This window comes from Streptomyces sp. CB03234, assembly GCF_001905885.1.
GTDB lineage: Bacteria > Actinomycetota > Actinomycetes > Streptomycetales > Streptomycetaceae > Streptomyces.
On record NZ_LIYH01000010.1, the window covers coordinates 11,948 to 38,073 of the forward strand.

The following is a 26,126-nucleotide window of genomic DNA, read 5'->3' on the forward strand; positions in this document are numbered from 1 at the left end:
GTGCCTCCTATCCCTTGACCGCGCCGCCGGCCAAGCCGGTGGTGACCCGGCGCTGGAGCACCAGGAAGACGATGAGGACGGGCAGCGCGAAGAGTGTGGAGGCGGCCATGGTGGCGCCCCAGTCGGTGCCGAAGACGTTCGAGAACGAGGAGAGCCAGACCGGGAGGGTGCGGTCGTCCTGGTTCTTGATGATCAGCATGTTGGCGAAGGCGAACTCGTTCCAGGCGGTGATGAACCCGAAGAGCGAGGTGGCGAGCAGACCGGGCGCGAGGAGGGGGAATGTGACCCTGCGGAACGCGGCCGCGCGGGTGCAGCCGTCCACCTGGGCGGCTTCCTCCAGTTCCTTGGGTATGGCAGTGAGGAAGCTTCGCAGGGTGACGATGGTGAACGGCAGGGTGATCATGAAGTAGACGAGGGTGAGGGTGGCGAGCCGGTCGAGCATGTCGGTGTCGCGTGCGATGACGTACATGGGGATGAGAAGCGCCTCCCAGGGCGCGACCTGCGCGATGAACACCATCAGGACGAAGCCGCGGCGGCCCTTCCAGCGCAACCGCGCCACCGCGAAGGCCGAGCCGAGGGCGACCACGAGGGCCAGCAGCACACAGCCGGCCGTGACGATGAGGCTGTTGCGCCAGAACGACCAGAACCCGTCGGCGTTCACCGCTGCGGAGAAGTGCTCCAGCGTCAGCGAGGTGGGCAGGAAGACGGGCGTCTCGGCCTGGATGTCCGGTGTGGGCTTGAAAGCGGTGAGGACCATCCAGTACACGGGGAAGACGCAGAGCACGAAGACGACCAGCGCGCCCGCGTTCAGGGGCAGCCGCCGCAGCATGCCGGAGGTGGATGCGGGGACGGGGCTCACAGCTCGGCCTCCTGCCGGAACATCTGACGGAAGTAGAGGATCAGCACGGCGATCAGGACGAGTACGGTGAGGGTCGCCGCGGCGGCCCCGAGGTCGTAGCGGTGCAGTGACCGGGCCACCTGGTAGGAGTAGACCGGCAGGGTGGTGGTCGCTCCGCCGGGCCCGCCCCCGGTGACGGCCCAGATCTGGGCGAAGCACCGGAAGACCCAGATGACTTCGAGGCTCAGGAGGAGTCCGAAGATCGGCCGGAGGAGAGGCAGGGTGATCGAGCGGAAGACGCGCCAGCCCCCGGCGCCGTCGATCCGGGCCGATTCGAAGAGCTCCGTGGGAACCGTGGTCAGTGCGGAGTGCAGGGTGATGGCGACGAACGGCACGGACTGCCATACGACGAGCAGCACCAGGACGGTGAAGGCCGCCGGCCCGTGCGCCAGCCAGGAGTAGTCCTGGAAGGAGTCGAACCCCAGCCGGACCAGCAGCCAGTTGACCACTCCCAGGCGGGAGGAGAAGAGCCACTGGAAGACGGTGGTCGTGGCGATGACGGGGCTGGCCCAGGCGAGCACCAGTCCGCTCAGGACCAGGGTCCGCATCCGCTTGCCCAGCCGCTGGAGCATCAGTGCGACGACCGTGCCGATCACCATGATGAGTACGACGTTGATCCCGGTCCACCACAGCGTGCGCCGGGCGACCTGCCAGAATTCACCGTCGCTCAGGATCTCCCGGTAGTTCTCCAGACCGGCGAAGCCCGCGCCTCCCCGGATCAGTTCGGCCATCCCGTAGTGCTGGAGCGAGATCAGCAGATTGCGGGCGAGGGGGTAGGCGAGCAGGAAGGCGATGCCGACGACCGTGGGTGCGATGAGCAGGTAGGGCCACAGGACGCCTGGAACGGCGCGTCGGCGTCCATCTGACGCGGAAACCGGTGCCGGGGCGGGCGCGGAGGGGGGAGCCGCCGCTGTTGCGGCCGGGCCGGATGCCGTGCCGGTGCGGGTGGCGGGGCGCGTCATGCTCTCTTCCCCGACCGGGCCCCGCTCATGAGTTGAGCGTCTTGCTGATGGCGTCGGAGGCGTCCTTCGCGGCCTTGCGCGGGTCGCTTCCGGTCAACACCGCGGTCATGTACTCCTTGATCGGGTTGGTGGCCTCGACGGCGGCCCACTGCGGGGAGTTGGGTGTCGCGCGCCCTTGCGCGGCCGCCGCGGCCATGGCGGCGGTGCCCTCGTCGTCCTCCAGGGCGTCGGCCAGCGACGTCCGGTTCGGTACGTAGCTCATGGTCTTGGCCAGATCCCTCTGCCACTTCTCGTCGGCGAGCGACTTGACCACTTGGTATGCCGCGTCGGGGTGCGCGGAGGCGGCGGGAATGATCAGATCCGAACCGCCGGTGAAGGTGGCTCCCGGTCTGCCCGCCGTGCGGCCGGGGATCGGGAAGAAGCCGAGCTTGCCCGCGAGGGCCGGGTTGGCCTGTTCCACGATCTTGGCACCGCCGGGAACGGCGATGATCTGGGCGACGTCCCCCTTGGCGAATACGTCCGTCTGCGGCGGCTTGGCCTCGTCGGAATCCTTGGGTCCCTTGCCCAGCGCCTGGAGCCGCTGGTAGAAATCCATGCCCCGGAGGGCTTCCGGGCTGTCGAGCGAGCCCTTCCACTGGTCACCGTTCTTCTCGGCGAGTTCTCCCCCCTCCTCCCAGATGAAGCCGGCGAGGGTGTACCAGTTCTGACCGGGCAGATAGATGCCCTGCGTCTTGCCCCGGTTCAGCTTTCCGGTGATCCGCAGCCACTCGTCACGGGTCCTGGGCGGGGAGGTGATCCCGGCCTTCGTGAAGAGGTCCTTGTTGTAGATCACGACGCGGTTGGCCGCGTACCAGGGGACGCCGTACTGCTTGCCGTCGATCTTCCCCGGCTCGGCGAGGCCGGGGAGCCAGTCACCGCCCCGCAGTTCCCCGACCTTGTCACTCAGGTCGAGGACGCCGCCGCTCTGCGCGTACTGCGCGACCTGGGTGTTGCCCACCTCGATCACGTCGGGGGCGTCCTTGCTCGCGAGCGCGGCGGTGATCTTCTCGCCGATTCCGTCCCATTCCTGTATCTGGATGTCCAGGACGGTGTCCTTGTGCTGCCGCTCGAAGTCCTGCTCGAATCGCTGGAGGTACGCGTCGGTGACGCTGTCCTTCATGATCCAGACGGTCAGTGTGTCGGGGCCGGCCGCCCGGTCGGAGCCGGACGAGGTGGTACTGCAGGCGGTGAGCGCACAAGCGGCCGCGAGTGCCGCGGCAGTGGGGATGAAGCGGATCTTCACTGGATTCACCTCGAGGGAGAGTTGACCAGTTGGTCAACTGGGCAACGATGTGGCTTGAAGGTGGCATAGACCAATGTGGGCGTCAACCCCCTGGGAAATACGGCTTTTTCGGTAGGCGGGGAAGGGGTGAGCACCTAAACTGCTGTTTACCACCAGACCAGTTGTGGGCGGCGAGGCAGAGAGGTCGGAGTCATGGAGAGCAACTCCTCAGGTGCCGTACTCAAGCGGGAGCGGGTCCGGGAGTTCCTCCTCGGCCTGATCGAGGTACGCAGTCCCGGCGACGCCATCCCCTCGGAACGCACGCTCAGCGCCGAACTGGGCGTCTCCCGGCCCACCCTGCGAGCCGCGGTCGACGAACTCGTCGCCACCGGGCAGCTCGTACGCGAACACGGCCGCGGCATGTTCGTCGCTCCCGCCAAGATCACCCAGGAACTGGTCTCCGACGACGCCGCCTTCGCCGTGCCCCGGGCCGGGGGCACCTGGTCCAGCAGGCTGCTGAGACTGGACACCATCCGTGCGGGCGCCCGCATCGGCCGCAAGCTGCGTATCTCCCCGGCTGCCGGGGTGGTCTACATCGCCCGGCTCCGGCTGGTCGATGGAACGCCGATCGCCATAGAACACCTTCACATCCCCGCCGACCTGGTCCCCTCCCTCAGCCCGCAGGAGCTGGAGGCCGGAGACCTGTACGACCACCTGCGCGAGCACCACCAGGTCCACGTCGACCAGGCGGTGCAGTCCATCGAGCCGACCGTCGTCAACGAGGCCGAAGCCGGCGTGCTCGACGTTCCGGTTCTCTCACCCGCCCTGCTGATCGAGCGCCTGACCACCGACACCGCCGGCCACCCGGTCGAGTACGTCCACTCGGTCTACCGGGGGGACCGCTACCGCATCGTCTCCCGGCTCGCCCTGGGCGTCACCGCCCCGCACGCACGTCCCGAGAGCCACCACCCGGGCATTCCGCCGGGCGACTTCGCGCACGGGGACATCATCACGTCGTCGACGACCGGAGACGCGCGCTGACCGGGCCGGGACGCTTCCTCCAGGTGGGCGCCTCAGCGCCCGCCAGCCCTCCCCCGGCAGAGTGGTCCAGGTCGACGTAACTGGTCGGTGCCGTCCGGCCTGGACGGGCGAACAGCACAGTGGGTGTCCGAGCGGAGAGGAGCATCTCCGGCAGGGGGGTCGTCGGCCAGGATCGACACCACCAGCACGCCGTCCGCGCTGCCCTGACGCACATAGCCGACCACCTGCCTTCCTGGCCGCCCCCGATGCGGCGAACAGCAGCACCGGGGGCATCGCGCGGGCTCGGAGGTACCCCACGACGCGGCTCACCACGCGCCCGAAGAACGGGTCGGCGAAAACCCGGGCGGCGAAGGCGTCCCCTGTGCTGGAGACGGGCCGGCCGACGGCGCCGAACCGCCCGCGGTCGGCGCGGCGGCGCTGGTGGTCATCATTGGCGGCTCATCGGCACCGGGACGTGGATCGACGTCGGCGGACAACCCCGAACCGAGCCGCGGCCCATCGACCATGGCGGCCGAGTGGTCGGTACACCATGACATCTGAGGGTGGTACGACTTGGCCGGCCGCCAGCATCCCGAGGTGTACCAGCACAACGACCCACGTCTGGCGGCGGGAGTCACCCCTCCAGATAGGCGAGCACGGCCAGGACACGACGGTGCCCCTCTAGGTCGGGTTCCAAGCCCAGCTTGGTGAAGACGTTGCGTACGTGCGTCTCGACGGTCTTGCCGCCCACCCCCAGGCGCCGGGTGATCGATTCGTTGGAGCGTCCTTCCGCCATGAGCGCAAGTACGTGGTGCTCTCGCCGGGTGAGCGTCTCCAGGGCGTTGATCGGGCGACGTCGTTCGAGGAGGCGGCGGACGACTTCCGGGTCGACGCAGGACTCGCCGTTGGCGATGCGTGTGAGCGCGTCGGCCAGCTCGTCGGGGTCGGCTATGCGGTCTTTGAGGAGGTAGCCGAAGCCGGCGGTGTCGCGGGACAGGAGCCGCATGGCGTTGCCGGTCTCGACGTACTGGGAGAGGAGCAGCACACCGGTCTCGGGGTGGCGGGAGCGTATGGCGGCGGCTGCTCGGATGCCCTCGTCGGTGTGGGTCGGGGGCATCCGGATGTCGATGACGGCGGCGTTCGGACGTAGTGCGGACACCAGGTCGAGGAGGTTGTCGGCGTTGCCGACCTGGGCGACGACCTCCAGGCCGGCCTCCTGCAGCAGCCGTACGATCCCTTCACGCAGGAGAACGGAATCCTCTGCCACGATCACGCGCACGGCAGCTCCGCTCGTAGCCGCGTACCGCTACCGGGCGGACTGGTTACCCGCAAGGTGCCGCCGGTAGCCGCGACGCGGTCGGCCAGGCCGCGCAGGCCGGTTCCGCCGGCCGCGTCGGCGCCGCCGACACCGTCGTCGACGACCTCGATCACCAGGCGGTCCGCCGTCTCGTCCGTTTCGCGTCGTACGGACACGCTGACTGCGTCGGCCTGGGAGTACTTCACCGCGTTGGCCAGCGCCTCGCAGATGACAAAGTAGGCCGTGGACTCCGTCAGCGGCGAATACCGTCCTGGGTCCACCATGACGAGCACCGGAATGTGTGCCTGCTGGGCGAGCGCTCTGACCGCCGCCGCGAGACCGTCGCGGGTGAGGACGGCGGGGTGGATGCCGCGGGCGAGGTCGCGCAGCTCTTGCAGTGCTTGCCGCACCGCCTGGTCGGCCTCCGCCACCGTGCGGCGCAGGGCCGGGTCGGGGGTTCGTTCGCCACCGCGGGACAGGCCGGCATCAAGCCTGCGCAGTGTCATCAGGGCGAAGACCAGCCGTGTCTGGGCACCGTCGTGGAGGTCGCGCTCCAGTCGCCTGCGCTCCTCGTCCGCGGCCTGCAGGAGCCGACGGCCGATGCCCGTGGGTTCCCGTGCCGTGGACCTCAGACACAGACGTACGGAGCTGCTGACGGCGAGCAGCAGTTTCTCGTCCTCCTCCAAGGAGGCGTCATGCACCAGCACCACCTTGGGTGTTCCGGCGGACTCGTCGACGACAGTAGTGCTCGTCCCGCTTCCCGGACGTGGCAGCGTGAGTGCCTGCCCGGACGGATCGACGTATGCCGGCCCCCGGCCAGTGCTCTGCTCGACGTCCGGAGACAGCAGGCCGAGACGCAGGGAGGGGTCTCCGAGCAGTCGTGCCAGAGTGTCCTGCAGCCGCTGGGGTGTCGGGTCCGCGCCGACCTCGATCACGAGATTGCCGATGTAGGCCCGGCGCAGTCGCATGCGCAGCAAGCTGGTCAGGAAGGCGATCGGCACCAGGATCTGGCTCGCGTCCGACGGCCAGGCCAGCACCGCGTCGGCGGTGTCCAAGGCCTCGGGGGCGAGGAGGTGGACGACCTCCCAGCCGACGAAGGCCGCGGCGATGGCGACCGCGACCCAGGCGGGCATCAGTACATGGCGCCGCGCCGGAGAGCTGATCCGCCAGCGACGGACCAGCGCACCGAGGCACAGGATGGTCAGCAGCGCCCCTGCCCACCGGTAGCCGAGATCCACCGCGTCGAACCAGCCCGGCTCCGCCTGGGTGAGCAGGAGATTGAGGTCCGGTCGGCAGTCCCGGCAGGAGAGGTAGGTGGCGTCCTTGTGGAGTGACGGGTCGTAGAGCGCGACCCGGGCCAGCCCACCGAAGGCCACCAGTGCGTAGCCGCTCGCCACCACGGCGCGGTCCAGAGCCGTGGCGAGCCGTCCTTCGGGGAAGGCGAGCAGAAGGTGCGCGAGGACGGCCAGGTTCAGCGCCTCGCCCCACACGCCGAGGGTGAACAGCAAGGGGATGCCGGTGCCTTGCAGGTTGCCGAGGAACCAGGTGAGCCCTTCGGCCAGCATGATGCGCCCGGTGCGGTTGGCGGGTCGCCGCCACCATGCGACCAGCCCGGCGCCCGCGTAGGACCATCCCACCGACAGATCGCGCGCGATGTCCGCCCCTGTCGCACCGGCGCGGCGGTACGCCCAGGCTCCGGAAATGCCTGCGACGAGTGCGGCCGTTGCCCAACACCACGGTGCCCAGCGGAAGTCCGTTTCCCCGCGACTCCTCTTCACGGTGGTGACCATAGGAGTGCGGTCACTGCGGACTGCGCCTTTCCGGCCAGGCGGCGGAAAGGCGGCTGCAGGGCCCTTCTGTACGGCGCGACGAATTCAGGGTCTGCCCTGATGCTGCGCTCCCGTGCTGGTCCATACCTTGTGTTTGCGACGCCGAGGGACGCAGCGGATCCGATGGGCTCAGGGCTGGGGACTCCTCGGCCTCTCGCGTCAGCTGACGGATGATTCCACTGATTTGTCATGTTGTCGGCCGCTTAAAAACAAGCCGAATCAAGTCGAATCAAATCGTCACGTCATTGGGGCGTTCATATCCATTGGACACCTACTGGTCAATGAGGGGATATACCCCGTGAAGGGGGCGGCCGCTGTCATCTCAGTCGGTTGACGAGAACCGGTGAATACCGGATCGATGGACGCGGTTGCACGTGTCCGTGATGACGAGGGGGATTGATGCAAGAAACGTTCTGGAGTCGGCGTCGAGTGATGGGGATGCTGGCCGCCGCGGCGGCCGCGGCTTCCTTACCTCTCGGGTGGACGCCGGTCGCACGTGCCGTCGACGACGGTGGCAGCGACGAGTTCGACCTGCCGGACACCCCGCGCGGCCGAGTGGTGCAAGCGTGGATGCTGGGCGGGAAGGCGACCAAGGCGGCGGCCGGATACGCCCTGACCGGCAGCGACACCGACATCTCGCTTTTCCTCTCCGAGACGCTGCCGAGCGTGGAAGCCGAGGACAATCGGGTCGCGATCATGGCCGTCTTGGCCGGCGGCGGCAAGGGAATGCAGCGCGACGCCGTAGCCGCCCTCAACGCCGGTGACGCGGCCATCGCCGCCTTCATCGACGCCGGATACGCCTCCGGGGTCAACGAGGACCTGCGGGTGGCGACCGCCGAGGTCCTCCACGAGGGCGGCACCGCCTTGACACGGGCCGCGAACGCGGCGCTCCAGGACGGCACCACCGACGCGCTGGAGCTGTTCCTGGCGCGGGACCAGCACACGGCCCGTGCCGAGGACCTGCGGGTCGAGGTCGCCACCAGCATGACCACTGCCGGTCCCGAGGTCCGCACATACGCTGAGCGGGCCCTGAACGGCGGCGACGGCGACGTGGAGTGGTTCCTCGACATCGGCCAGCACATCGCCCGGGCCCGGGACCAGGAGGCGTCCCGGATCGAGGAACTGGTCGCGGTGGTGGAGCGCGCGGGCCGACGGGCCCAGGCCCAGACCGATCTGGCGGCTGACGCGTCCGAGCGGGCCGTCGAGGCGGCGGGCAAGGCCAAGGACGCGGCCGAGAAAGCCGCCGTTGAGGCCAAGGAAGCACAGCAGGACGTGCGGAAGTCCGCCGCGGCGGCCCGGCGGGCACTGTCGGCGGCCAGGGGCGCCGCCGGGGCGGCGAACACCGCGATCCGGGCATCGAGGGTGGCGACGGAGGCCGCTCGGCACGCCTCGCAGGCGGCGACCGCGGCGCAGCACGCGGCGTCGGTGGCTGCCTCGGCGGCGTCCAGGGCCTATAACGCGGCGATCGAGGCGTCGAAGAACGCCACAGTGGCGGGGGCGGCCAAGAACGCCGCCGTGGCGGCCAGAAACGCGGCGGCCAAGGCCCGGGCCGCGGCCCTGGGCGCGGACCGGGTGGCCAAGGAGGCCGACCGGGCCAACGCCGCCGGCGGCAGGGCGGCGGCGGCCGCCCGGGGTGCCGCCGGCGCCGCCTCCGCGGCTGCGTCCGCCGCCGAGACGGCCGGTGCCGCCTCCGGCGAGGCCCGACAGCAGGCGATCGAGGCGCGCCGGCAGGCGGACATCGCAGCCGGGGCAGCCACTCAGGCCACGAATGCCGCAGCGAGAGCGAACACGCTCGCCGCGGTGTCCGCGACCGCCGCACGGGCGTCGAGGGACGCGGCGAACTCGGCTGCCGAACACGCCGAGCGCTCGGCGGCCGCGGCGGAGGAAGCCGTGAAGTACGCCGGCCAGGCCCGGGACTTCGCGAACAAGTCCACCGCGCACGCCGCCGAGGCGGTCAAGGCCGCCAACACCGCCACCAAAGCCGTCCAGGAAGCCACGGCCGTGGAGGCCAAGGCGCGGGAGGCGGAGGCGGCACGACTGGAGATCGAGCGGCAGGAAGGCATCGCCGAGGCTCGTGAACTGGCACGGATCGAGGACGAGGGATGGACCGCCCACGCCGGCCGCATCGCCCAGGTCCAGCAGATCAACAAGGAGATTCTCGATCTCGTCGCGCAGGCGGAGAAGGCCCTCGAGGACGGCGCGATGGACCTCGCCGCGTCAGCCGGCCGCAAGGCGGCCCTGGGGTTGCTGGAAGCCGCGGGGACCTTCACCCGGGAGGCCGCCCAGTTCGCCTTGGCGGGTACCGATGACGACGTCTTCGCGTGGATAGACCTGGATCGTTCGATCGCCCAGCACCAGGACGACCGGGAGACCGCTCTCTACATCGCACAGATCGCAGGCCCGGCGGTCGCCGAGGCGGCGGTGGCGGCCCTGGCCAGTGACACCGCCACGGCGGTGGGCGACTTCAACACCTCCGGCCGGATCCGCGCCTCGCAGGAGGACAACAGGCGGGCCATCCTGAAGATCATTCATGGAAATCCCGGGGCGGCGGTCTTGCGGGAGGCCCAGAAGGCGTTGAACGACGGAACCCCGGAAGCGCTGCAGAAGTTCCTCGACGAGATCTATCCGCAGGCCCTCAAGGAGGACGACCGGGTCGCCATCATGGCGACCATCCAGACAGGGGGCGCCTACACGAAGGCTCTCGGTGAGATCGCGATGGAGGGCCCCGCGTGGATGCGGCGGCAGTTCGTCGAGCGGGTCCGTCATTTCGCCGCCCAGCTCGACCTCGACACGGCCGCGCATGTGGCCGGCATGCGCGGGGCCATCGCGGGCGCCGCCCGGATCGCCCAGGAGGCCCAGCGGGACGCGGCCTACGCATCGCGGACCGCCGCCGTGGCCCGTAACGCGGCCGCTGAGGCCGAACGCTGGGCATCGGCCGCGAAGGCGTCCGCGGCGAATGCCGCGAATCTGGCGACCGAGGCCCGCAACCATGCCGATGTCGCGGACAAGGCGGCCGCCGAAGCCCGGGCATCGGCAGAGAAGGCCAGATCAGCCGCGACCGTGGCGCGGGCGGCCTCCCGAGCGGCGAATTACGCCGCCAACCGGGCCTTGGACGCGGCCGAGAACGCCCAGGCCTCCGCCGATCAGGCACGAGTGTCGGCCAGTCGGGCCCGCAAGTCGGCGCTGGACGCGGGCCGGAGCGCCAAGGAGGCGGCGGCCGCCGCGGCCGACGCGCGACGGATCGCCGTCGAGACACGCAAGGACGAACTGCGGGAGCAGGCCCGGCAAGCCGCACTGGAAGCCGCCCGCAATCGGGCGAACAACCACAACCCGGCCGACAGCCCGGACCATGATCAGGTCAAGAAGAAGGAGCACTGGTGGCAGAAGCCTGCCACCTGGGCGAAGGTCGCCGGCTGGGTGTCCACGGCCACCGGCGTCATCGCCACCGGGGCGGCGGTCGTCGCCGTGGCCTTCCCACCCGCTGCCCCCGTCGCGGGCGTGGTCGCCGGTGTCGCCGGCGGCATCTCCATCGTCACCGGCGGAGCCGAGGCAGCCCTGACGGGCCTCAAGCACGGCTTCACCAGCCGGAAGTTCGGCCGGGCCGTGGGGTCCTACGTCCTGTCCACCGTCACTCGCGGCGCCGGGAAACGAGTCAAGGACCTCTACGACCTCGCTGCCTGACGCCGCTTCTCCTCGAGGGAGGTGGTGGGGGCGGGACGATCGGTACCTCCTCCCGCCCCCACCTGCCCGCACCTCCTTGGAGGCGCCCCTCCGCGGCCCCGTACCCATTCCGACTCAAGGGATCTGTGTTCATGACGCTCCTGCGGCGTATCGCCGCCACCCTCGCGCTCGTGGCAGTCTGCTGCGCGACCCTGCTCGCCCTGACCGCCCGGACGCCCACCACCGACGCCCCACCGGCCACGGCTCCGGTGGCCGACGGACAGCCCGGCCACGTGGTGGAAACCTTCGACTATCCCGGCGCGGACAGGATCCGACAGGAACTGGGAATCGTCCTCAAGCGCGGCGACGGGCACATCGTGCTCGCCGACTGCGCCTCCGGCACCGGGCTGCTGGAGATCTGGGCCCGAGGCAAGAGCAAGATCTGCTTCCGTGCCACCGGCACCACCGGCCGGCTCACCCTCGAGATTCCCGCCGTCTACGCCATCAAGGGCGCCGCCGGTCACACCGCCGACGTGACCCTCACCGCAGCCGACAGCACACGGCAGGACATCGACGTGCCCAAGGACTCCTGGACCCCGGTTGGGGAATCCGCCGACCCCGCCGGCCGTGACTTCGCCCTTCTCGACATCCGTACCAGCCGATGACCGGAGAGACCCATCCCATGCGCACTCCCTTCCGCCGTGCCGGCGGAGCGGCACTGCTGACCGCCGCCCTGGCCCTCATACCCGCTCTGCCGGCACATGCCGTGACGGGCCCGGCCCAGTCCGACAGCACCTGGTCCTTCACGGCCCGCCTCGACATCGCGGACGGAGCACGGGCCTGCACGGGAGCCCTCATCGACCCCGAGTGGCTGCTGACCGCCGCCTCGTGCTTCCTCGACGACCCGGCCGGCACCGACAAGGTCACCGCCGGCGCCCCCCGGCAGGCGACCAAAGCCGTCATCGGCCGCACCGACCTGACCACCACCGCGGGCGTCGAGCGCACGGTGGTCCACCTCGTCCCCCGTGAGGACCGTGACCTGGTCCTGGCCCGCCTGTCCTTCCCGGTCTCCGACATCCCGCCGGCGCAGGTCGCGACGGCCCCCGCCGACGCCGGACAGCAGCTGACACTGACCGGTTACGGGCGGACCACCGACGAATGGGCTCCGGTGAAGGCCCATCACGGCACCTTCACCGCCACCGCACCCACCGGCGTGAACGTGCCGGTGACCGGGAACGCCGGAGCATCGATCTGCGCCGGTGACGCGGGCGCGCCGCTCTTCCAGTCCTCCGGCGACACCGCGAAGATCCTCGCCGTGGCGTCCCGCTCCGACCAGGGCGGCTGCTTCGGCATCGCCCCGGAGCAGACCTCCACCGCCGGCGTCGGAGCCCGCACCGACGACATCGCCGACTGGATCGGCGCCACCGTCACCGCCGGCCGCGGTCGCGTCGGTGTCGTCGACTTCAACGGTGACGGCATCGAGGACATCTCCATCGGCGACCCCAAGGCCACCGTCGCCGCAGTCGCCGAAGCCGGCGCGGTCAGAGTCGTGTACGGCGGAGGCAAAGGCACCGCCCAACTCGACCAGAGCGCCTCGTTCGTCCCCGGCGCTGCCGAGACGGGCGACCGTTTCGGACACGCGCTCACCACCGTCGACAACAACCAGGACGGCTACACCGACCTCGTGGTGGGCACCCCCTACGAGGACACCACCACCACAGTGACCGACGTCGGCACGGTCACCGTCATCTACGGGGCACCAGCCGGCCTCGGCAAGGGCCGGACCGCCGACAGCTACGTCCAGGGCGACGGCACCGGCGCCATCAAGGCGGCGAAGAAGGAGAAGGGAGACCTTCTCGGCGCCTCCCTCGCCGCCGGGCGAACCCGCGACGGCTCCCCGTACATCGTCATCGGATCCCCGGGCGACACCGTCGGCGGGAAGGCGAACGCAGGCACCGTCTTCTACCTGCGCGGTACCAACAGCGTGTCCATCGCCCAGGGCGCCGGCATGAGCGGCGGCCCCGAGGCAGGAGACAGAGTCGGGGCCTCGGTGGCCGCCGACGCCAACAACATCGCCATCGGCGCCCCCGGAGAGGACATCGACGCGATCGCCGACGCCGGGGCCGTCTGGGCCTTCGCCCACCCCGCCCAGGTCACCGGCCAACCCCTCGAGCGCGCCAACATCAACCAGAACCTCGACAACGTCTCCGGCGGTTCCGAAGCCGGCGATGTCCTGGGAGCCTCGGTGGCACTCGTCGAGGACGGCACCTCCGGCAACTCCATCCTCGCCGCAGGCGTCCCGGGCGAGTCCCTCACCGCCGGGAACGGCACGGTGGCCAAGAACGCCGGCGGCATCGTCACCTTCAACATCCCCAGGAGCGGTGCCTGGACGGAACGCCGGGTCATCACACAGGACTCCGAAGACGTAGTCGGCGGCATCGAGGCCGGTGACCGCTTCGGCGAAACCCTCCAGGCCATCAACCTCTCACCCAAAAACACCCCCACCTGGCAGACCCTCCAACTCGTCGTGGGAGCACCCGGCGAGGCCCAAGGCAGCGTCGCGGCCGCGGGCGCCGTCCACACCATCACCCTCGTAGGCGCCCCCGGCCCCCACAACGACGTCGTCTTCGCCGGATACAACGGACTGCCCGGCACCCCGACCGCCAATCACCGCATCGGTCAGTCCATCGCGGTCAGCGCCACCAGTGTCTACGTCGGCCTGCCCACAGCCGCCGGCGGCGGCGCGGCCTACGCCGTGCCGTGGCAGAACCTCACCTCCCACTCCGCCACCGGCACCGACCTCCCCGTCACCACCCACCAGCCGGGCAAGGGCGGCATCCCCGCGGGCGGCAAAGCCTTCGGATCCGCCATCCGCTGACCCTCGTCACCCCACCATGTCCGCCCGGGCGGCGCGGGGCGACGGCACTCACAGCCACGCCCCGCGCCGACCGGGCGCGTCCTCACGACCCGGAGAAAACCCGTCCGGTTGTTCTGGGGCGGGGATGGGGGTGGCCGCATGTGTTTGAGCAAGCCGTACGATGCCTGCCGTGGACGCCTCACACGACAACTTGCGCTGCGGGCTCTGTGGGCAGGTTATGGATGCCCAGCACGAGCAGAACCACGAGGAACCGGTGGTCAGCGCCGGCAGGAGCGTGGAGTACGTAGTTGTCGAACTGCGCGGAGCAACTGCTCATTGTCAAGCCGTCGATGCCCCCTCTCGGATATCCAGGACCGGGGCCGCCGGGCTGGCGGAGCAATTGGGGATTGACCTGCCCAATCTTCTTGGCTGCCACTACACGTGCTGGGAGACGCCTGGCGAATACGGTGTCTTCCGGAGTGGCTTCGAGCTGCTCTGGTGACAGTGCGCCGGACCGTTTCCGTTGGATCATCTGATCGTTGACTGATGTGTGTCGTTGAGTGACACGCAGTGGGCGCGGATCGAGCCGTTGCTGCCAGACCGGACGCCGAGACGCGGCGGTCGGTGGCGGGATCACCGGCAGGTGATCGACGCAATCGCGTTCAAGTACCGCACCGGAACACCGTGGATGGACCTGCCTGATCACTTCGGGTCGTGGAAAGGCGTTCACAACCGGCTTCGGAAGTGGGCGGCCGACGGGACCTGGGAACGCGTTCTGACAGCTCTGCTCGCCCAGGCCGACGCCGAAGGCGACATCGACTGGGTTGTCTCCGTCGACTCCACCATCGTCCGGGCCCACCAGCACGCTGCCGGGGCCCGTCAAAAGGGGCCCCGGTCGACGAGCCGACCGACCATGCTCTTGGGCGCTCACGCGGCGGACTAACCACCAAGATCCACATCGCAGCGGGCAGCCGCTGTCGGCCTCTGGCTTTCGTCATCACGCCAGGCCAGTTTGGCGACGCTGGTCAGCCTTTGAATGGGGCTCGATGCTCTGCTACGCAATGACGGAGCGGCTACGTAGGGGGAGCCCGTGAATGCGACATGTCGTCGCTCTTGCCACAGTCCTTCAGGTGGGGGCGGCCCGGTGGTCCCCCAGAGCGCATGGGGACATCGGGCCTAACATGCGCACCCGCTACCGGCGCGAGCCACTGAGGACGCCAGGCCGTGTATCGAGAGTGGCTGGTAGGGGGCTGTGGGGCATGTTCGGGAACCCGGTCGCCGGCTGTATCGCGAACCTGCCATGGTATCCGTCATGGATTCTGAGCCGCGTACCGATCTCGCTCGTCACCATGACCCGGGGGTCCCGTTGGCTCGGTTCGCGGGTCAGATACTTGTGGTCTGTCCGCGATGCGAAGGCCGTGCCCTCGTGGTTCCCCGGCCAGGAATTTCTGATCTCAAGTACTTCAGCGAGCTCTTGTTCCAGCCGCGTCGTCTGGCTTGTGGAGGGTGTGGTGCCATCGCCGACTGGACCCCTGAGGTGTGGGGAGCTGGGCTGGTTGGCGCGGTGCTGGGTGGTAGTGAGGATCCGTTTTTCCAGCGGCCTCTGTGGCTGCAGACCCGTTGTGTCGGTCAGATCTTGTGGGCCTACAACGAGGAGCACGTCGCCGAGCTGTCCGCCTACGTCGCTGCGCAATTGCGAGAGCGTGACGGCGTACGGCCGACGAGGGCGATGTTCGCTCGGTTGTCGGCGTGGATGAAGAGGTCGGACAATCGCTCGGAAGTGCTGGCCGGCCTGGAAACACTTCGGGAACTGGCCAAACGGACGGCACCTGCCGACCGCTCTGATGTCGCGCACGGGCGCGGTGACCGCCCACGAGCGCACAGGAGTATGTACTTCCGGGGCGGCCCCTATGACTCCTGAAAGCCCGGTCACCACCATTTTTACCCAAGAAGCTGTTCCCGGCGCTGTACGTGGACCCGCTGAACCTCATTCCAGCGTGTGCCGACTGTAATCACACCGAAGGAGAAAGGGCGCCGTCGAGTCCGGAGACGACGTTCCTGCACCCCCACCTGGACCGAATAGACCAGGACCGCTCGTTAGACGCGCGAGTTGGACAGCAGGAAAGCGGACGATGCCAGCGGAACGGCGGAGCCCCCGCGGAGCGGGCGGGGCAGCCCGGCGAGGCCGGCGGCACGGCGGCAACGGGGCGGGCCGCCCCGCGGTGGCGCAAAGGCCGTGACCTCTCGTTCCATCACGGCTGTCGGCGGCTCCAGGGAGGCACCCTCCACCACCGGCTCCGAGGCTCGTATGCGACACAGCTTTGAGCCACCCCGCAAGGGACCTCGCCGTTCGCAAACTGCCAACGCCTTGCCGGTCCCGTTATTTGGACCAGCAGGGCGGTTCGTTGTTGTCAGTCCCGGCGGGCACCCTGGACGATCTGGTCGATGACGGCTGCGGCCCGCTCCGGGTCTTCCTTCAGCCACCTGTCGAGGTGGTCCTGGACGGCCTGTCCGACACAGTCGTGCACTTCGGAGTTGCCCAGCACGCCGCGCGTGGAGCCCTCGAACTCGGGACGGTCCAGCTTCACCGACACGACCGCCGTCAGGCCCTCGCCGATCCGATCGGCGCCAATGTCGGGGTCCATAGGTGTCAGCACCCCCTGCTCCCGCGCGTACGCGGTGACCGCGGCCGCCATCCCGTTGCGGAAGCCCACCGCGTGCGTACCGCCGACGGTGGGCCGACTGTTGGCGAAACTCCGCACCCGCTCCCCATGGCAGCTGCACCAGCGGAAGGCCACCTCCATCACCCCCGCCATCCGAGGGTCCTCGCGCTCGAAGACGATAGTGTCCATGGGGGCGGAGGTCGCTGTGTGGTCGTCGAGGAAGTCGACGAAGTCCCGCGTCCCGCCCGGGAAGCGGAGCCGCACAGAACGGGAATCATCTGGTCGGCGCAGGTCGGTCAGCGAGATTTCCAGGCCCTGGTTCAGGAAGGCCAGTTCTCTGAATCGCTCCTCCAGTCCGTCGAACGAGAACTCCACGCTTCCGAAGATTTCGGCGTCGGGCCAGAAGGCAATGGTGGTCCCGCTTCCGGTGGCCATCCCCGCCTCGGTGAGCGGGGTGGCGGCCACGCCGCGCGCGTACTCCTGGGCCCATCGGACTCCCTCGCGCCGCACCTCGGCCGTCATCCGGCGCGACAGGGCATTGACGATGGCGGGCCCCGCGCCACAGAAGCCGAGCGTCACGTCGTGGCGGCCTTCGGTACCCAGCCCGGCCTGCATTTGGGTGAGCAGGGTTTCGAGCCCGGGACCGCCGGCGCCCTCCGTCTCGTCGATGGGAACGCCCGGCCCGTCGTCGGCTACACACACGCCGCCGTCGGGCGTCAGAGTGATGTCCACGGAGGCGCCACGGCCGGCCAGAACATCGTTCACCGCCCGGTCCGCGATCTCGAACACCATCTGACGCAGGCCGCGTTCACTTGTCGAGCCGACGTACATCCCGGGCCGCTTGCGAACAGCTTCCCATCCCTCCAACACCTGGATGTGGCTGGCGTCGTACCGTATGGCTTCCTCGCTCACGATGTCCCCTCCGATGGTGTCCAGCAGAACTGCTCAGGCTAGGCGAAACTCAGGAAAACACCAGGTCAGAGCGGTTTCTCCGATGTCGCAGGCGGACGTGTGAGCGACTGTCCTGAGGCGGTCGGCCAAGGGGGGGAGAACCGGCTCCGGAGTGCGGCCGCTGCCCCATGGAGTGCGTGAACGGCGCCCTTACCATCGGCCCCAAGGCCCCAGTTTCGACTCCGGCGAGATCCTTCCCTCTCCGGCACCTCTCCCCCGGGGCAGCGATCCGGCTCCCGGGGAGCCGTCAAGGTCCCGTCTACTCCTCGTCGTCCTCGTCGCCCGGCGACATCCGGGTCGCCCAGCGCCGGATCAGTCGGGGTGGGCACGTCGGCACCTACTCCTGTTGGACCGGTCACGGTGTCTATGAAGACGGGCCCCGCACAACGACGCGGCCGCCGGGGCGACTGGTGTCGTCCCGGCGGCCGGCGTTACGGCGGGGTGGGCGACTACCAGTTGGCGCCGATGGCGCCGCCCTTGTGCCAGCCGCCGGCGGAGATCTTGGCGCCGCCGGCGGATTCCAGGGCGGCGACCTTGCCCTTGTCCCACTCGACGGCGTGGAAGTTGCCGTGGTCGCCGTTGTCGTTGTTGTCGCCGTCGTGAGCGGCGGCCGGGGCTGCGCCGAGCGCCATGGCGGCCGTAACGAGGGCCGCGCAGGCAAAGGCCTTCCTGAGCATCTGTTCCTCCGTGGACGCGCCGCCCGGTCCGTCCGGGCGGGGTTCGGAGGGAGGGGTTCCCGGTTTCGTGGGGACCGGCGCGCCCCGGAGGGCGAACCCCACCCTTTCGAGGGGTGTCCGGTCAGCGCATTTGGCGGCGTACCAGCTCGTACAGGTGCCCGCGCGGGTCGGAGAGGAGCGCGGACGGGGGGCCCTGCTCGACGATGCGGCCGGCCGACATGACGATCACCCGGTCGGCGTCCATCACCGTGGACAGGCGGTGGGCGATGACCAGGCGGGTGGCGTTGAGGCGGCGGGTGGAGTCGATGACGATGCGCTGCGCCTCGTTGTCCAGGGCGCTCGTCGCCTCGTCCAGGAACAGGATCCGGGGGCGCCGGATGAGGGCCTGGGCGATCATCAGGCGCTGGCGCTGGCCGCCGGAGATCGCCCCGCCGCCCGCGATCATCGTGTGCAGGCCCATCGGCATGCGCCTGATGTCCTCCGCCAGGCCCGCCATCTCGGCGGCCGCCCACACCTCCTCCTGGGAGAAGGATTCGGCGCCGCTGATGCAGTCCAGGATCGAGCCGGTGAGAGGCTGGGCGTTCTGCAGGACGACACCGCACTGGCGGCGCACCGCCGCCTGGTCGAGGGCGGTCAGGTCCTGGCCGTCGTACAGGACGCTGCCCGTCACCGGCCGGTCGAAGCCGATCAGCAGGCGCAGCAGCGTCGACTTGCCGCAGCCGCTGGGGCCGACGACCGCCACGAACTCGCCCGGCCGGATGTCCAGCGACACGTCGTCCAGGACCAGGGGCGCGTCGTCGGAGTACCGGAAGGAGAGGTTACGGGCCTCTATGGCGCCGGACAGGACGCCGGGCTGGGTGGTCGAACCGCGTACCTCGGGGGCCTCGTCCAGCACCGGCTTGATCTGTTCGAACAGGGGCAGCGCCGCGGCGGCCGAGACCAGCGCCCCGGTGACCTGGGTGACCGACGTCAGCAGCATCGTCACCGACGTACTGAAGGTGAGGAACTCACCGGCCGTCATGCTGCCGCGTGCCGGCCCCGCCAGGAGCATGAACATGATGAGGGAGCAGAGCGGGAGGTACACCGCGTCCAGGACGGTGGTCACGTTCCGGATCCGGCCCGCCCGCTGCTGGAGCTCCCGCGAGCGGGCGAACTCCCGCGCCCACGCCGCGTACGCGAAGCTCTCCGCCGCGGCGACACGCAGTTTCGGCAGCCCGCGCAGGGTCTGGAAGGCCTGGTTGTTGAGCTTGTTGTTCAGCTCGACCAGCCGCCGCTGCCAGCGCACCTGCCACAGCCCGAGACCGAGGAACACGACCGCGATGACCAGGAGCATCGCCATCGCCACCAGCGCGAGCGGCACGCTGTAGAAGAGCAGCAGCACCACGTTCATCGCACCGACCGTGCTCGCCTGCACGGCCACCGGGCCCACCCCGGTCAGGACGCGGCGGATCGCGCTGATCCCCATGGCGGCGCTGGCCAGCTCCCCGGTGGAGCGCTCGGCGAAGAACTTCGTCGGCAGCCGCAGCAGCCTGTCCCACACGGCCGGCTGGAGCACGCTCTCGATGCGCCCCTCCATCCGCAGCACCGTCAGGTTCTGCATCAGCATGAACGCCGCCGACACCACGCCCGCCATCATCACGGCCAGCGCCACCTGCACGATCAGGCTCGTCTGCCCGGCCGGTACGTACACGCCCAGGATCCGGCCCGTCGCGATCGGCACCAGCGCGCCCAGCCCCACCGTCACCAGCCCGGCGAGGGCCAGATTGCGTACGTCACCCCCGGCGCCGCGCAGGCTGAAGCCCAGCAGCCGCAGCGGCGTCATCGGCCGCTCCGGCAGCGGGCGGTAGAACATCACCGCCCGCGGCTCCAGCTCGGCGGCCTTCTCCTCACCGATCCGCATCCGCAGCCCCGACGCCGGGTTCACCGCCTCGTACCGGCCGCGCCGCCACAGCAGCGCCACCGGGGCGCCGGACTTCGCCCAGTGCCCCACCAGCGGCCCGGAGTCCGTACGCCACCAGCGCCCCTCCAGCCGGACCGCGCGGGTGCGGACCCGGGAGGCGACCGCGATGCGCTCCACCGCGCCGGTCCGCTCGTCGGCCACGCCGCTCGCCGACGGCTCGGCCAGCGTGATCCCGGCCGCGCGGGCGACCTGCCGGCACACCGCGTACGTGGCGTCGTCGGCCGCCGCGGAGCTCTTCTTCCGGCCCGCGCGGTCGGGCCCGCCGATCGACGCCAGCAGCGCCTGGTCCGCCCGCGCGCGGACGGTCTCGCCCGCCTTCATGCCGGCCGCCGCCCGGTCCTCGTGGGCGCGCTCCAACTGCTCGATCCACCGGTCCACGGCGGACAGCAGCCGGTACTGCTGGTTCACCATCCGCTGCCACAGCGCCCCGTCGACCAGCAGGTCGGCGGCCGCCTCCCCGGCGCCGTACTGGACGGTGCCGGGCGGGACCGGCATCCACAGCATGTCGTCGTCGGCCACCGCCTCGTCCGCGGGCCGACCGTCGAGCGGTGCCTCGAACAGCACGCCCAGGCTGCGGGCGGTGCCCAGCGCGAAGGCGTGCTCAAGGGGGGTGGGTTCGGCGTAGGTGCTGTACGGATCGCGCCCGGCGTACGGGTCGTACCCCGCGTACAGCTCCCGCAGCCCGATCCGGCGCAGCGCGCAGTCCTGCGTCGGCCGGCCCACCAGGGTGTGCTGCGGGCCCTCGACCGGGCCCAGGAGCAGGCTGCCGGCCTCCAGGCGGCCCAGGAAGTGCCAGTGGCCCTGCTGGGCGGCGTCGACCGCGAACAGGTCCAGCCCGCCCGCGACGACCAGCCACAGCACGTGCGGGCCCTCCAGCGGGACGGTGCGCAGCCCCGCGCAGTCGACGGGGGAGCCCAGGGCGCCCAGCGCGTGGACCACCGGGTCGACGGCGGCCACCTGGGGGTGGGCCTCCTGGTGGGCCTCCGGGTGGACGGACATGTCAGCGCTCCTTGACCAGCTCGGCGTACGCGCCGGAGGCGGCGAGCAGTTCCTCGTGGCGGCCACGTTCCACGACCGTGCCGTGGTCGAGGACCACGATCTCGTCGCTGTCGCGGACCGTGGACAGCCGGTGGGCGATGACCACGCACGCGCAGCCGCGCCGCCGCAGGTTGTCGATGATGACCTGCTCGGTCCGGGCGTCCAGCGCGCTCGTCACCTCGTCCAGCACGAGGATGCTCGGGCGCCGCACCAGCGCGCGGGCGATCTCCAGGCGCTGGCGCTGCCCGCCCGAGAAGTTGCGGCCGTCCTGTTCGACACGGCTGTGGATGCCGCCGGGGCGGCGCGCGATGACGTCGTCGTACACGGCGGCGTCCTTGAGCGCGGCGACGACGGCGTCGTCCGGTATGGAGGGGTCCCACAGGGCCACGTTGTCCCGCACCGTCCCCTCGAAGAGGAACACGTCCTGGTCGACGAACGACACGGAGGCGGCCAGCGCACCGCGCGGGATGTCCTCCAGGCGCTGCCCGTCGATGCGGATCGTCCCCTCCCAGGGGGCGTAGAGGCCCGAGATCAGCCGGGAGACGGTCGACTTGCCGCTGCCGGAGCCGCCCACCAGCGCCACCTGCCGCCCGGGTCCCACGGTCAGGGAGAAACCGCTCAGCAGCGGCTTGTCCAGCGGGCTGTAGCCGAAGGTGATGTTGTCCAGCTCCACATGGCCCTTGAGGCGGCGGGTGCTCGTATCCGGCTCCACGCGCGCGTAGAGGGCGTCGACGGGGAAGCTCTCGACGTCCTTCAGCCGGGCCACGTCGGCGGCGAAGTCCTGGATGCGGCCCGCCACGCCGTTCAGCCGGGTGATGGGCGCGGTGAACCGCGTCACCAGGGCCTGGAAGGCGACGAGCAGGCCGATCGAGATGTGGCCCTCCACGGCTCGCAGTCCGCCGATCCACAGGATCAGCGCGCTGTTGACCGTCGCCAGGGTGGGCGCGACGACGGCCAGTGCGGCGGTCGGCACCCCGAGGCGCTGCTGCACCTCCAGCGTCGTCGCGTGCTGGCCCGCCCAGCGGCGGAAGTAGCCGTTCTCGCCACCGGTCGCCTTCATGGTCTCGATCAGCTGGAGACCGGTGTACGAGGTGTTTGTCAGCCGAGCGCTGTCGGCCCGCAGTTTCTGCGTGTGCGTCGCCCGCAACCGGATCACTATCCGCATCGCCACGACATTGAGGAGCGCTATCAGCACCCCCACCACGGTCAGTTGGGGGTCGTACGTCCACAGCAGCAGCGCGTAGAGGATGACGACGATGCCGTCCACTCCCGCCGCCGCCAGGTCCCGCGCCAGTGTCTCGGCCACCGCGTCGTTGGACTGCAGCCGCTGCACCAGGTCGGCGGGGCTGCGCTGGGCGAAGAACGTGACGGGCAGCCGCATCAGGTGCCGGAGGAAGCGGGCGCTGCTGAGGGTGGAGGAGATGATGCGCCCACGCAGCAGGTTGGCCTGCTGCAGCCCGGTCAGTACGGCGGTCAGGGCGACCATCGCCGCCATGGACGCGAACAGCGGGCCCAGCACCGAGGTCTGGTTCCCGATCAGGAACATGTCGATGTACGTACGGCTGAGCGCGGGCACCGCCGCGCCCACCGCGACCAGCAGGAGGCTCGCCACCAGCGCGGCCAGCAAGGTGCCCGTCGTGCCGCGCAGCCGCGCGGGCACGGCGCCCAGGACACCCGGCTTGCGGCCGCCCCGGCGGAAGTCCGGGCCCGGCTCGAAGACCAGGGCGACCCCGGTGAAACTGGTGTCGAACTCCTCCGGCGAGACGAACCGGCGGCCCTTGTCCGGGTCGTTGATGTGCACGCCCCGGCGGCCGAAGCGGCGCCCCGTCCCGTCGTAGACGACGTAGTGGTTGAACTCCCAGAACAGGATGGCCGGGGCCTGCACCTCGGCCAGCGCCGCCGGCTCCATCTGCATGCCCTTGGCCTGGAGGCCGTAGCTACGGGCCGCCTTGAGGACGTTGCTCGCGCGTGAGCCGTCGCGGGAGACCCCGCACGCGATGCGCAGCTCCTCCAGGGGCACATGGCGCCCGTGGTGGGCGAGCACCATGGCGAGGCAGGCGGCGCCGCACTCCACGGCCTCCATCTGGAGCACGGTGGGCGTGCGGACGGCCCTGGGCCGCTTGGCGGTGCGTGTCCTCGGCGCCGGCTGGGCGCGGCGGCGGCCGCCCGGCGCGCTCACGGGAGCAGCCAATCGATCGGGGCCTGGGAGGCAAGGTGCACGGAGGCGCTCACCAGGGTCATCGAGTCGAGTGCGTACGCCGGGCCGTCCGACGTCGACCACGCGTACCCGGTCCTCGTCGAGGGCGAGCGCTCCAGCTCGACGAGGACGGCGACCGGCTGGCCGGCGCGCGAGAACTGCTCACCCAGCTGGCTGTTGCCGAGAAAGGCGGTGATCCGCTGACGGGTCTGGGCGGTCCGGCCGACGGCCTTCACGCGGCCGCGCAGCACACCGTACGTCTGCGTCGGCACCGACTGGACGGTGAGGTCGACGGAGGCGCCCACGGGTACGGTCGCGCCCCGGTCGGCCGGTACGTACACCATCGCCATCAGGGGCGCGTCCTCCTCCTCGACCCGCTCGACGGCCGCCACGTCCGAGCCCGTCGTGACCACGGATCCGATCGTCGCGACGAGGGCCGTGACCCGGCCGGCGGCGATGGTGCGCACCACGGAGTCAACGCCCTGGGGGCCGCGGACCTTCAGCAGCGGCGCGTCGGCGGGGAGGTGGTCGCCCTCCTCGGCGAGTACGCCGGTGACCTGGCCGGCGACGGGGCTCTGGAGGATGTAACTGCCCTTGCCGTGGGTGAGGACGCCGGGCGCGGTGAGCGTGGAGGAGACCGATCCGGTGACGGCCCAGACGGCCGCGGCGGCCATGGCGAGGACGGTGACGGTCAGGACGAGAAGGCCCTGCGGCCGGGCGAAACGCACCGGCAGGTCTATTTCCTCGGGGGACTGCAGCTTGGAAAGGGCCTTTTGGCGGAACTGCACGTAACTCTTCCCTCGACTGCAAATGTCCGATTCAGGAAGCTTCAGAAAGCGAACAGCGCGGTGAGCCCCGGAACAGGGAAGTTCCGGGGCTCACTCATGCCGTCTCAGAGGCCGGCGACGAAGCCGGTGAGGGCGGAGGAGTTCAGGCCCGCGAAGGACTCGACGGCGGCGACGCCCGAGGTGGCGACGGCCGAAACCGGGGCGACCGAGTCCAGCGTGGCGGTCCCGTTGGCGACAACGCTGTCGGCGACGGAGCTGTGGAGGCCACCGGACACGGCGTCCAGGTCGGCGTCGGAGATCTCCTGGGTCTGGATCTGGGGGTTCATGGTGATGGTTCCCTTCACACGAATAACTCGAAATGACTACGGAGCGAGCTTTTGTGCGGCTGCCGCAGTGCGAAGGATCAAAGCACGGGGGTGCGTTGCTCAGCCAATCCGGCGAGGGCCCGTAACGACGGTTCACCGGTGTGGAATTACGTCGATGTGCAGGTGCGTCCATGACTTGGTGCCAGCTTCTTCACACGGGCGGCCGTTTGCCTTTCCAGGGGCTGCCGCCCGGGCGTTTCGGAACGGGACATTCCGGCATCAAGGGTGGAGCCGTCCGGCCGGTGTCATGAGGGGCCGTGGCAGGCGGTGTGACGCCTGTACATTCGGTGTGCAGATTCGCTGGCATTGCCTCATAACGGATGTGCGTGCCGGGTGGGGAATTGGCCGTTTTCCTGGCGTTGACCGACTTTGTCGGAGCCGTCCGTTCCGCGCTCACGTCACACGGAGCGGCCCACCACGTACGGCAGCAGCGCGAGGAGCCGGCCGGCCGGCTCGGGAGCCAGCGGGACGCTGCCGAGGCAGGCCCTCGCCCGGTCCAGGCGGCCCCGCGCCTCCGCCAGGGCCGCCTCCCGGCCACCCGCCTCCTCCACGAGCCCGGCCGCCCGCCGCAGCGCGGCCCCGGCCGGCGGACCGGGCTCCGCGAGGAGCGCGGCCAGCCGGCGGGAGGCCGGCGTGTCCGCCGCCAGGGCGGCCAGCACCGGCAGGGTCTTCTTCCGGCGCCGCAGGTCACCGTGGACCGGCTTGCCCGTCGTCGCCGGGTCACCCCACAGGCCCAGCACGTCGTCGACCGCCTGGAAGGCGACGCCGAGCTGCCGCCCCGCCGTGGACAGGGCGTCCACCGTCGCCGCCGGCGCGCCCGCCAGCAGGGCGCCCAGCGCCGCCGCGCAGCCCAGCAGGGCGCCTGTCTTGTGCTCGGCCATGCGCAGGTACGCGTCGACCGGGACGGCGCCCGGTCCCGTCCACGGCCGGCCCTCGAACAGCAGGTCCTCGGCCTGGCCGTCCACCACGTCCGCCATGTCCCGGGACAGCCGCCGCACCGCCGCCCCGCCGTGTGGGCCGGGCGAACCGGCGAGTACCTCGAAGGCCAGCGCGAACAGCGCGTCCCCGGCCAGTACGGCGGGCCCCGTCCCGTACGCCTTCCAGGCGGCGGGGCGCTGCCTGCGGGTCTCGTCGCCGTCCATGATGTCGTCGTGGAGGAGGGTGAAGGTGTGGACCAGCTCCACGGCCACGGCCCCGTCGACGGCGCTGTCCGCCGCCGCCCCGGCCGCCTCGGCGCACAGCACGGCCAGTGCCTGACGCACCCCTTTCCCGGACGCTCCGGTACGCGGCTCACCGCCGCGCTCGCACCACCCGAAGGCGTACCCGGCCATCTCCGCCGGCCACGCGTGCATCCCCGCCACCCGCGCCCGCAACACCGGCTCCACCATCCCCCGGCACCGCGCCAGCAGCTCGGCGGCGTCCGGCTCGGACGGGTGGTCGCGCGCGCCGCCCGCGGCGAGGCCGTGCGGTGCGGCCGCGTGGTCGCCCGCCCACGGTCCGTCCACCGGTACGGGGCCCACCGCGCCCGGCATGCCCGGCGGGTCCGAGGCGTCCGGCACGCGCGCGTGCTCCCGCACGCCGGGTCCGCCCGCTCCGGGCGGCAGGCCCTCCGTCGGGTCACCGCATGGGCCCGTGCCGCATCCCGCGCGCGCGGCGCCCCGGCCGGGCCTCGCCCCCGCCTCGCCGGGGGCATCCGTCATGCC

16 protein-coding genes and 2 pseudogenes are annotated in these 26,126 nt (G+C 70.7%); 5 read left to right on the forward strand and 13 right to left on the reverse strand.

Annotation, left to right across the window (positions count from 1 at the left end):
• Window positions 1-7 precede the first annotated feature (7 nt).
• The 3 genes from AMK26_RS34180 to AMK26_RS34190 are packed head-to-tail and all read right to left on the reverse strand — an operon-like array spanning window position 8 to window position 3,142.
• Entirely contained in the window at window positions 8-829 is an 822-nt protein-coding gene (locus AMK26_RS34180) for a carbohydrate ABC transporter permease (RefSeq protein WP_073760260.1), read from the reverse strand.
• A 26-nt stretch (window positions 830-855) separates the two neighbouring features.
• The gene (locus tag AMK26_RS34185; RefSeq protein WP_079277979.1) at window positions 856-1,860 is read right to left on the reverse strand and encodes a carbohydrate ABC transporter permease; all 1,005 of its coding nucleotides are present in this window, start codon (window positions 1,858-1,860) and stop codon (window positions 856-858) included.
• Between the two features lie 25 nt (window positions 1,861-1,885).
• Window positions 1,886-3,142: an extracellular solute-binding protein gene (locus AMK26_RS34190; protein ID WP_073759984.1), complete on the reverse strand. Its 1,257-nt coding sequence runs from the start codon at window positions 3,140-3,142 to the stop codon at window positions 1,886-1,888.
• Between the two features lie 192 nt (window positions 3,143-3,334).
• Between AMK26_RS34190 and AMK26_RS34195 the strand changes: the two genes are divergently transcribed.
• Window positions 3,335-4,162, forward strand: a complete 828-nt coding sequence (locus AMK26_RS34195) for a GntR family transcriptional regulator (RefSeq protein WP_073759986.1) — start codon at window positions 3,335-3,337, stop codon at window positions 4,160-4,162.
• Window positions 4,163-4,202: 40 nt separating this feature from the next.
• On the opposite strand, the pseudogene AMK26_RS38255 reads toward AMK26_RS34195, so the two are convergent.
• The 3 genes and pseudogenes from AMK26_RS38255 to AMK26_RS34210 form a co-directional block, all read right to left on the reverse strand.
• Window positions 4,203-4,552 (reverse strand): annotated as a pseudogene (locus AMK26_RS38255) (LacI family transcriptional regulator); the annotation flags it as partial.
• A 223-nt stretch (window positions 4,553-4,775) separates the two neighbouring features.
• Window positions 4,776-5,420 carry a response regulator transcription factor gene (locus tag AMK26_RS34205; RefSeq protein ID WP_338015612.1) on the reverse strand — a complete coding sequence of 215 codons (645 nt, stop codon included), beginning with the start codon at window positions 5,418-5,420 and terminating at the stop codon, window positions 4,776-4,778.
• Window positions 5,411-7,075, reverse strand: coding sequence for a sensor histidine kinase (locus tag AMK26_RS34210; protein WP_241838217.1), 1,665 nt, complete (start codon window positions 7,073-7,075; stop codon window positions 5,411-5,413). Before AMK26_RS34210 ends, AMK26_RS34205 begins: the two co-directional genes overlap by 10 nt.
• Before the next feature lie 630 nt (window positions 7,076-7,705).
• On the opposite strand from AMK26_RS34210, the gene AMK26_RS34215 reads away from it, so the two are divergent.
• The 4 genes and pseudogenes from AMK26_RS34215 to AMK26_RS34235 form a co-directional block, all read left to right on the forward strand.
• Complete coding sequence (locus tag AMK26_RS34215) at window positions 7,706-10,948, forward strand: ALF repeat-containing protein (RefSeq protein ID WP_079277994.1); 3,243 nt, start codon at window positions 7,706-7,708, stop codon at window positions 10,946-10,948.
• A 131-nt stretch (window positions 10,949-11,079) separates the two neighbouring features.
• Window positions 11,080-11,592 carry a hypothetical protein gene (locus tag AMK26_RS34220; RefSeq protein ID WP_241838219.1) on the forward strand — a complete coding sequence of 171 codons (513 nt, stop codon included), beginning with the start codon at window positions 11,080-11,082 and terminating at the stop codon, window positions 11,590-11,592.
• A gap of 17 nt (window positions 11,593-11,609) precedes the next feature.
• Window positions 11,610-13,805: a S1 family peptidase gene (locus AMK26_RS34225; RefSeq protein ID WP_079277981.1), complete on the forward strand. Its 2,196-nt coding sequence runs from the start codon at window positions 11,610-11,612 to the stop codon at window positions 13,803-13,805.
• A gap of 529 nt (window positions 13,806-14,334) precedes the next feature.
• Window positions 14,335-14,822, forward strand: a pseudogene (locus AMK26_RS34235) (IS5 family transposase); the annotation flags it as partial.
• Between the two features lie 1,373 nt (window positions 14,823-16,195).
• On the opposite strand, the gene AMK26_RS34245 reads toward AMK26_RS34235, so the two are convergent.
• From AMK26_RS34245 to AMK26_RS34275, 7 genes are all read right to left on the reverse strand, one after another.
• Window positions 16,196-17,359, reverse strand: a complete 1,164-nt coding sequence (locus AMK26_RS34245; RefSeq protein WP_079277982.1) for an ATP-binding protein — start codon at window positions 17,357-17,359, stop codon at window positions 16,196-16,198.
• Between the two features lie 488 nt (window positions 17,360-17,847).
• Window positions 17,848-18,075: a hypothetical protein gene (locus AMK26_RS34250; protein WP_143608702.1), complete on the reverse strand. Its 228-nt coding sequence runs from the start codon at window positions 18,073-18,075 to the stop codon at window positions 17,848-17,850.
• Window positions 18,076-18,196: 121 nt separating this feature from the next.
• On the reverse strand, window positions 18,197-21,034 hold the full coding sequence (locus AMK26_RS34255; protein WP_073759998.1) for an NHLP bacteriocin export ABC transporter permease/ATPase subunit: 2,838 nt from the start codon (window positions 21,032-21,034) through the stop codon (window positions 18,197-18,199).
• A 1-nt stretch (window position 21,035) separates the two neighbouring features.
• Window positions 21,036-23,264, reverse strand: a complete 2,229-nt coding sequence (locus AMK26_RS34260; RefSeq protein WP_073760000.1) for an NHLP family bacteriocin export ABC transporter peptidase/permease/ATPase subunit — start codon at window positions 23,262-23,264, stop codon at window positions 21,036-21,038.
• Entirely contained in the window at window positions 23,249-24,058 is an 810-nt protein-coding gene (locus AMK26_RS34265; protein WP_073760002.1) for an HlyD family efflux transporter periplasmic adaptor subunit, read from the reverse strand. The genes AMK26_RS34260 and AMK26_RS34265 overlap by 16 nt, the downstream gene beginning before the upstream one ends.
• Before the next feature lie 104 nt (window positions 24,059-24,162).
• Entirely contained in the window at window positions 24,163-24,384 is a 222-nt protein-coding gene (locus tag AMK26_RS34270; RefSeq protein WP_073760004.1) for a hypothetical protein, read from the reverse strand.
• A gap of 437 nt (window positions 24,385-24,821) precedes the next feature.
• Entirely contained in the window at window positions 24,822-25,811 is a 990-nt protein-coding gene (locus tag AMK26_RS34275) for a polyprenyl synthetase family protein (protein WP_073760273.1), read from the reverse strand.
• Between the last annotated feature and the right edge of the window lie 315 nt (window positions 25,812-26,126).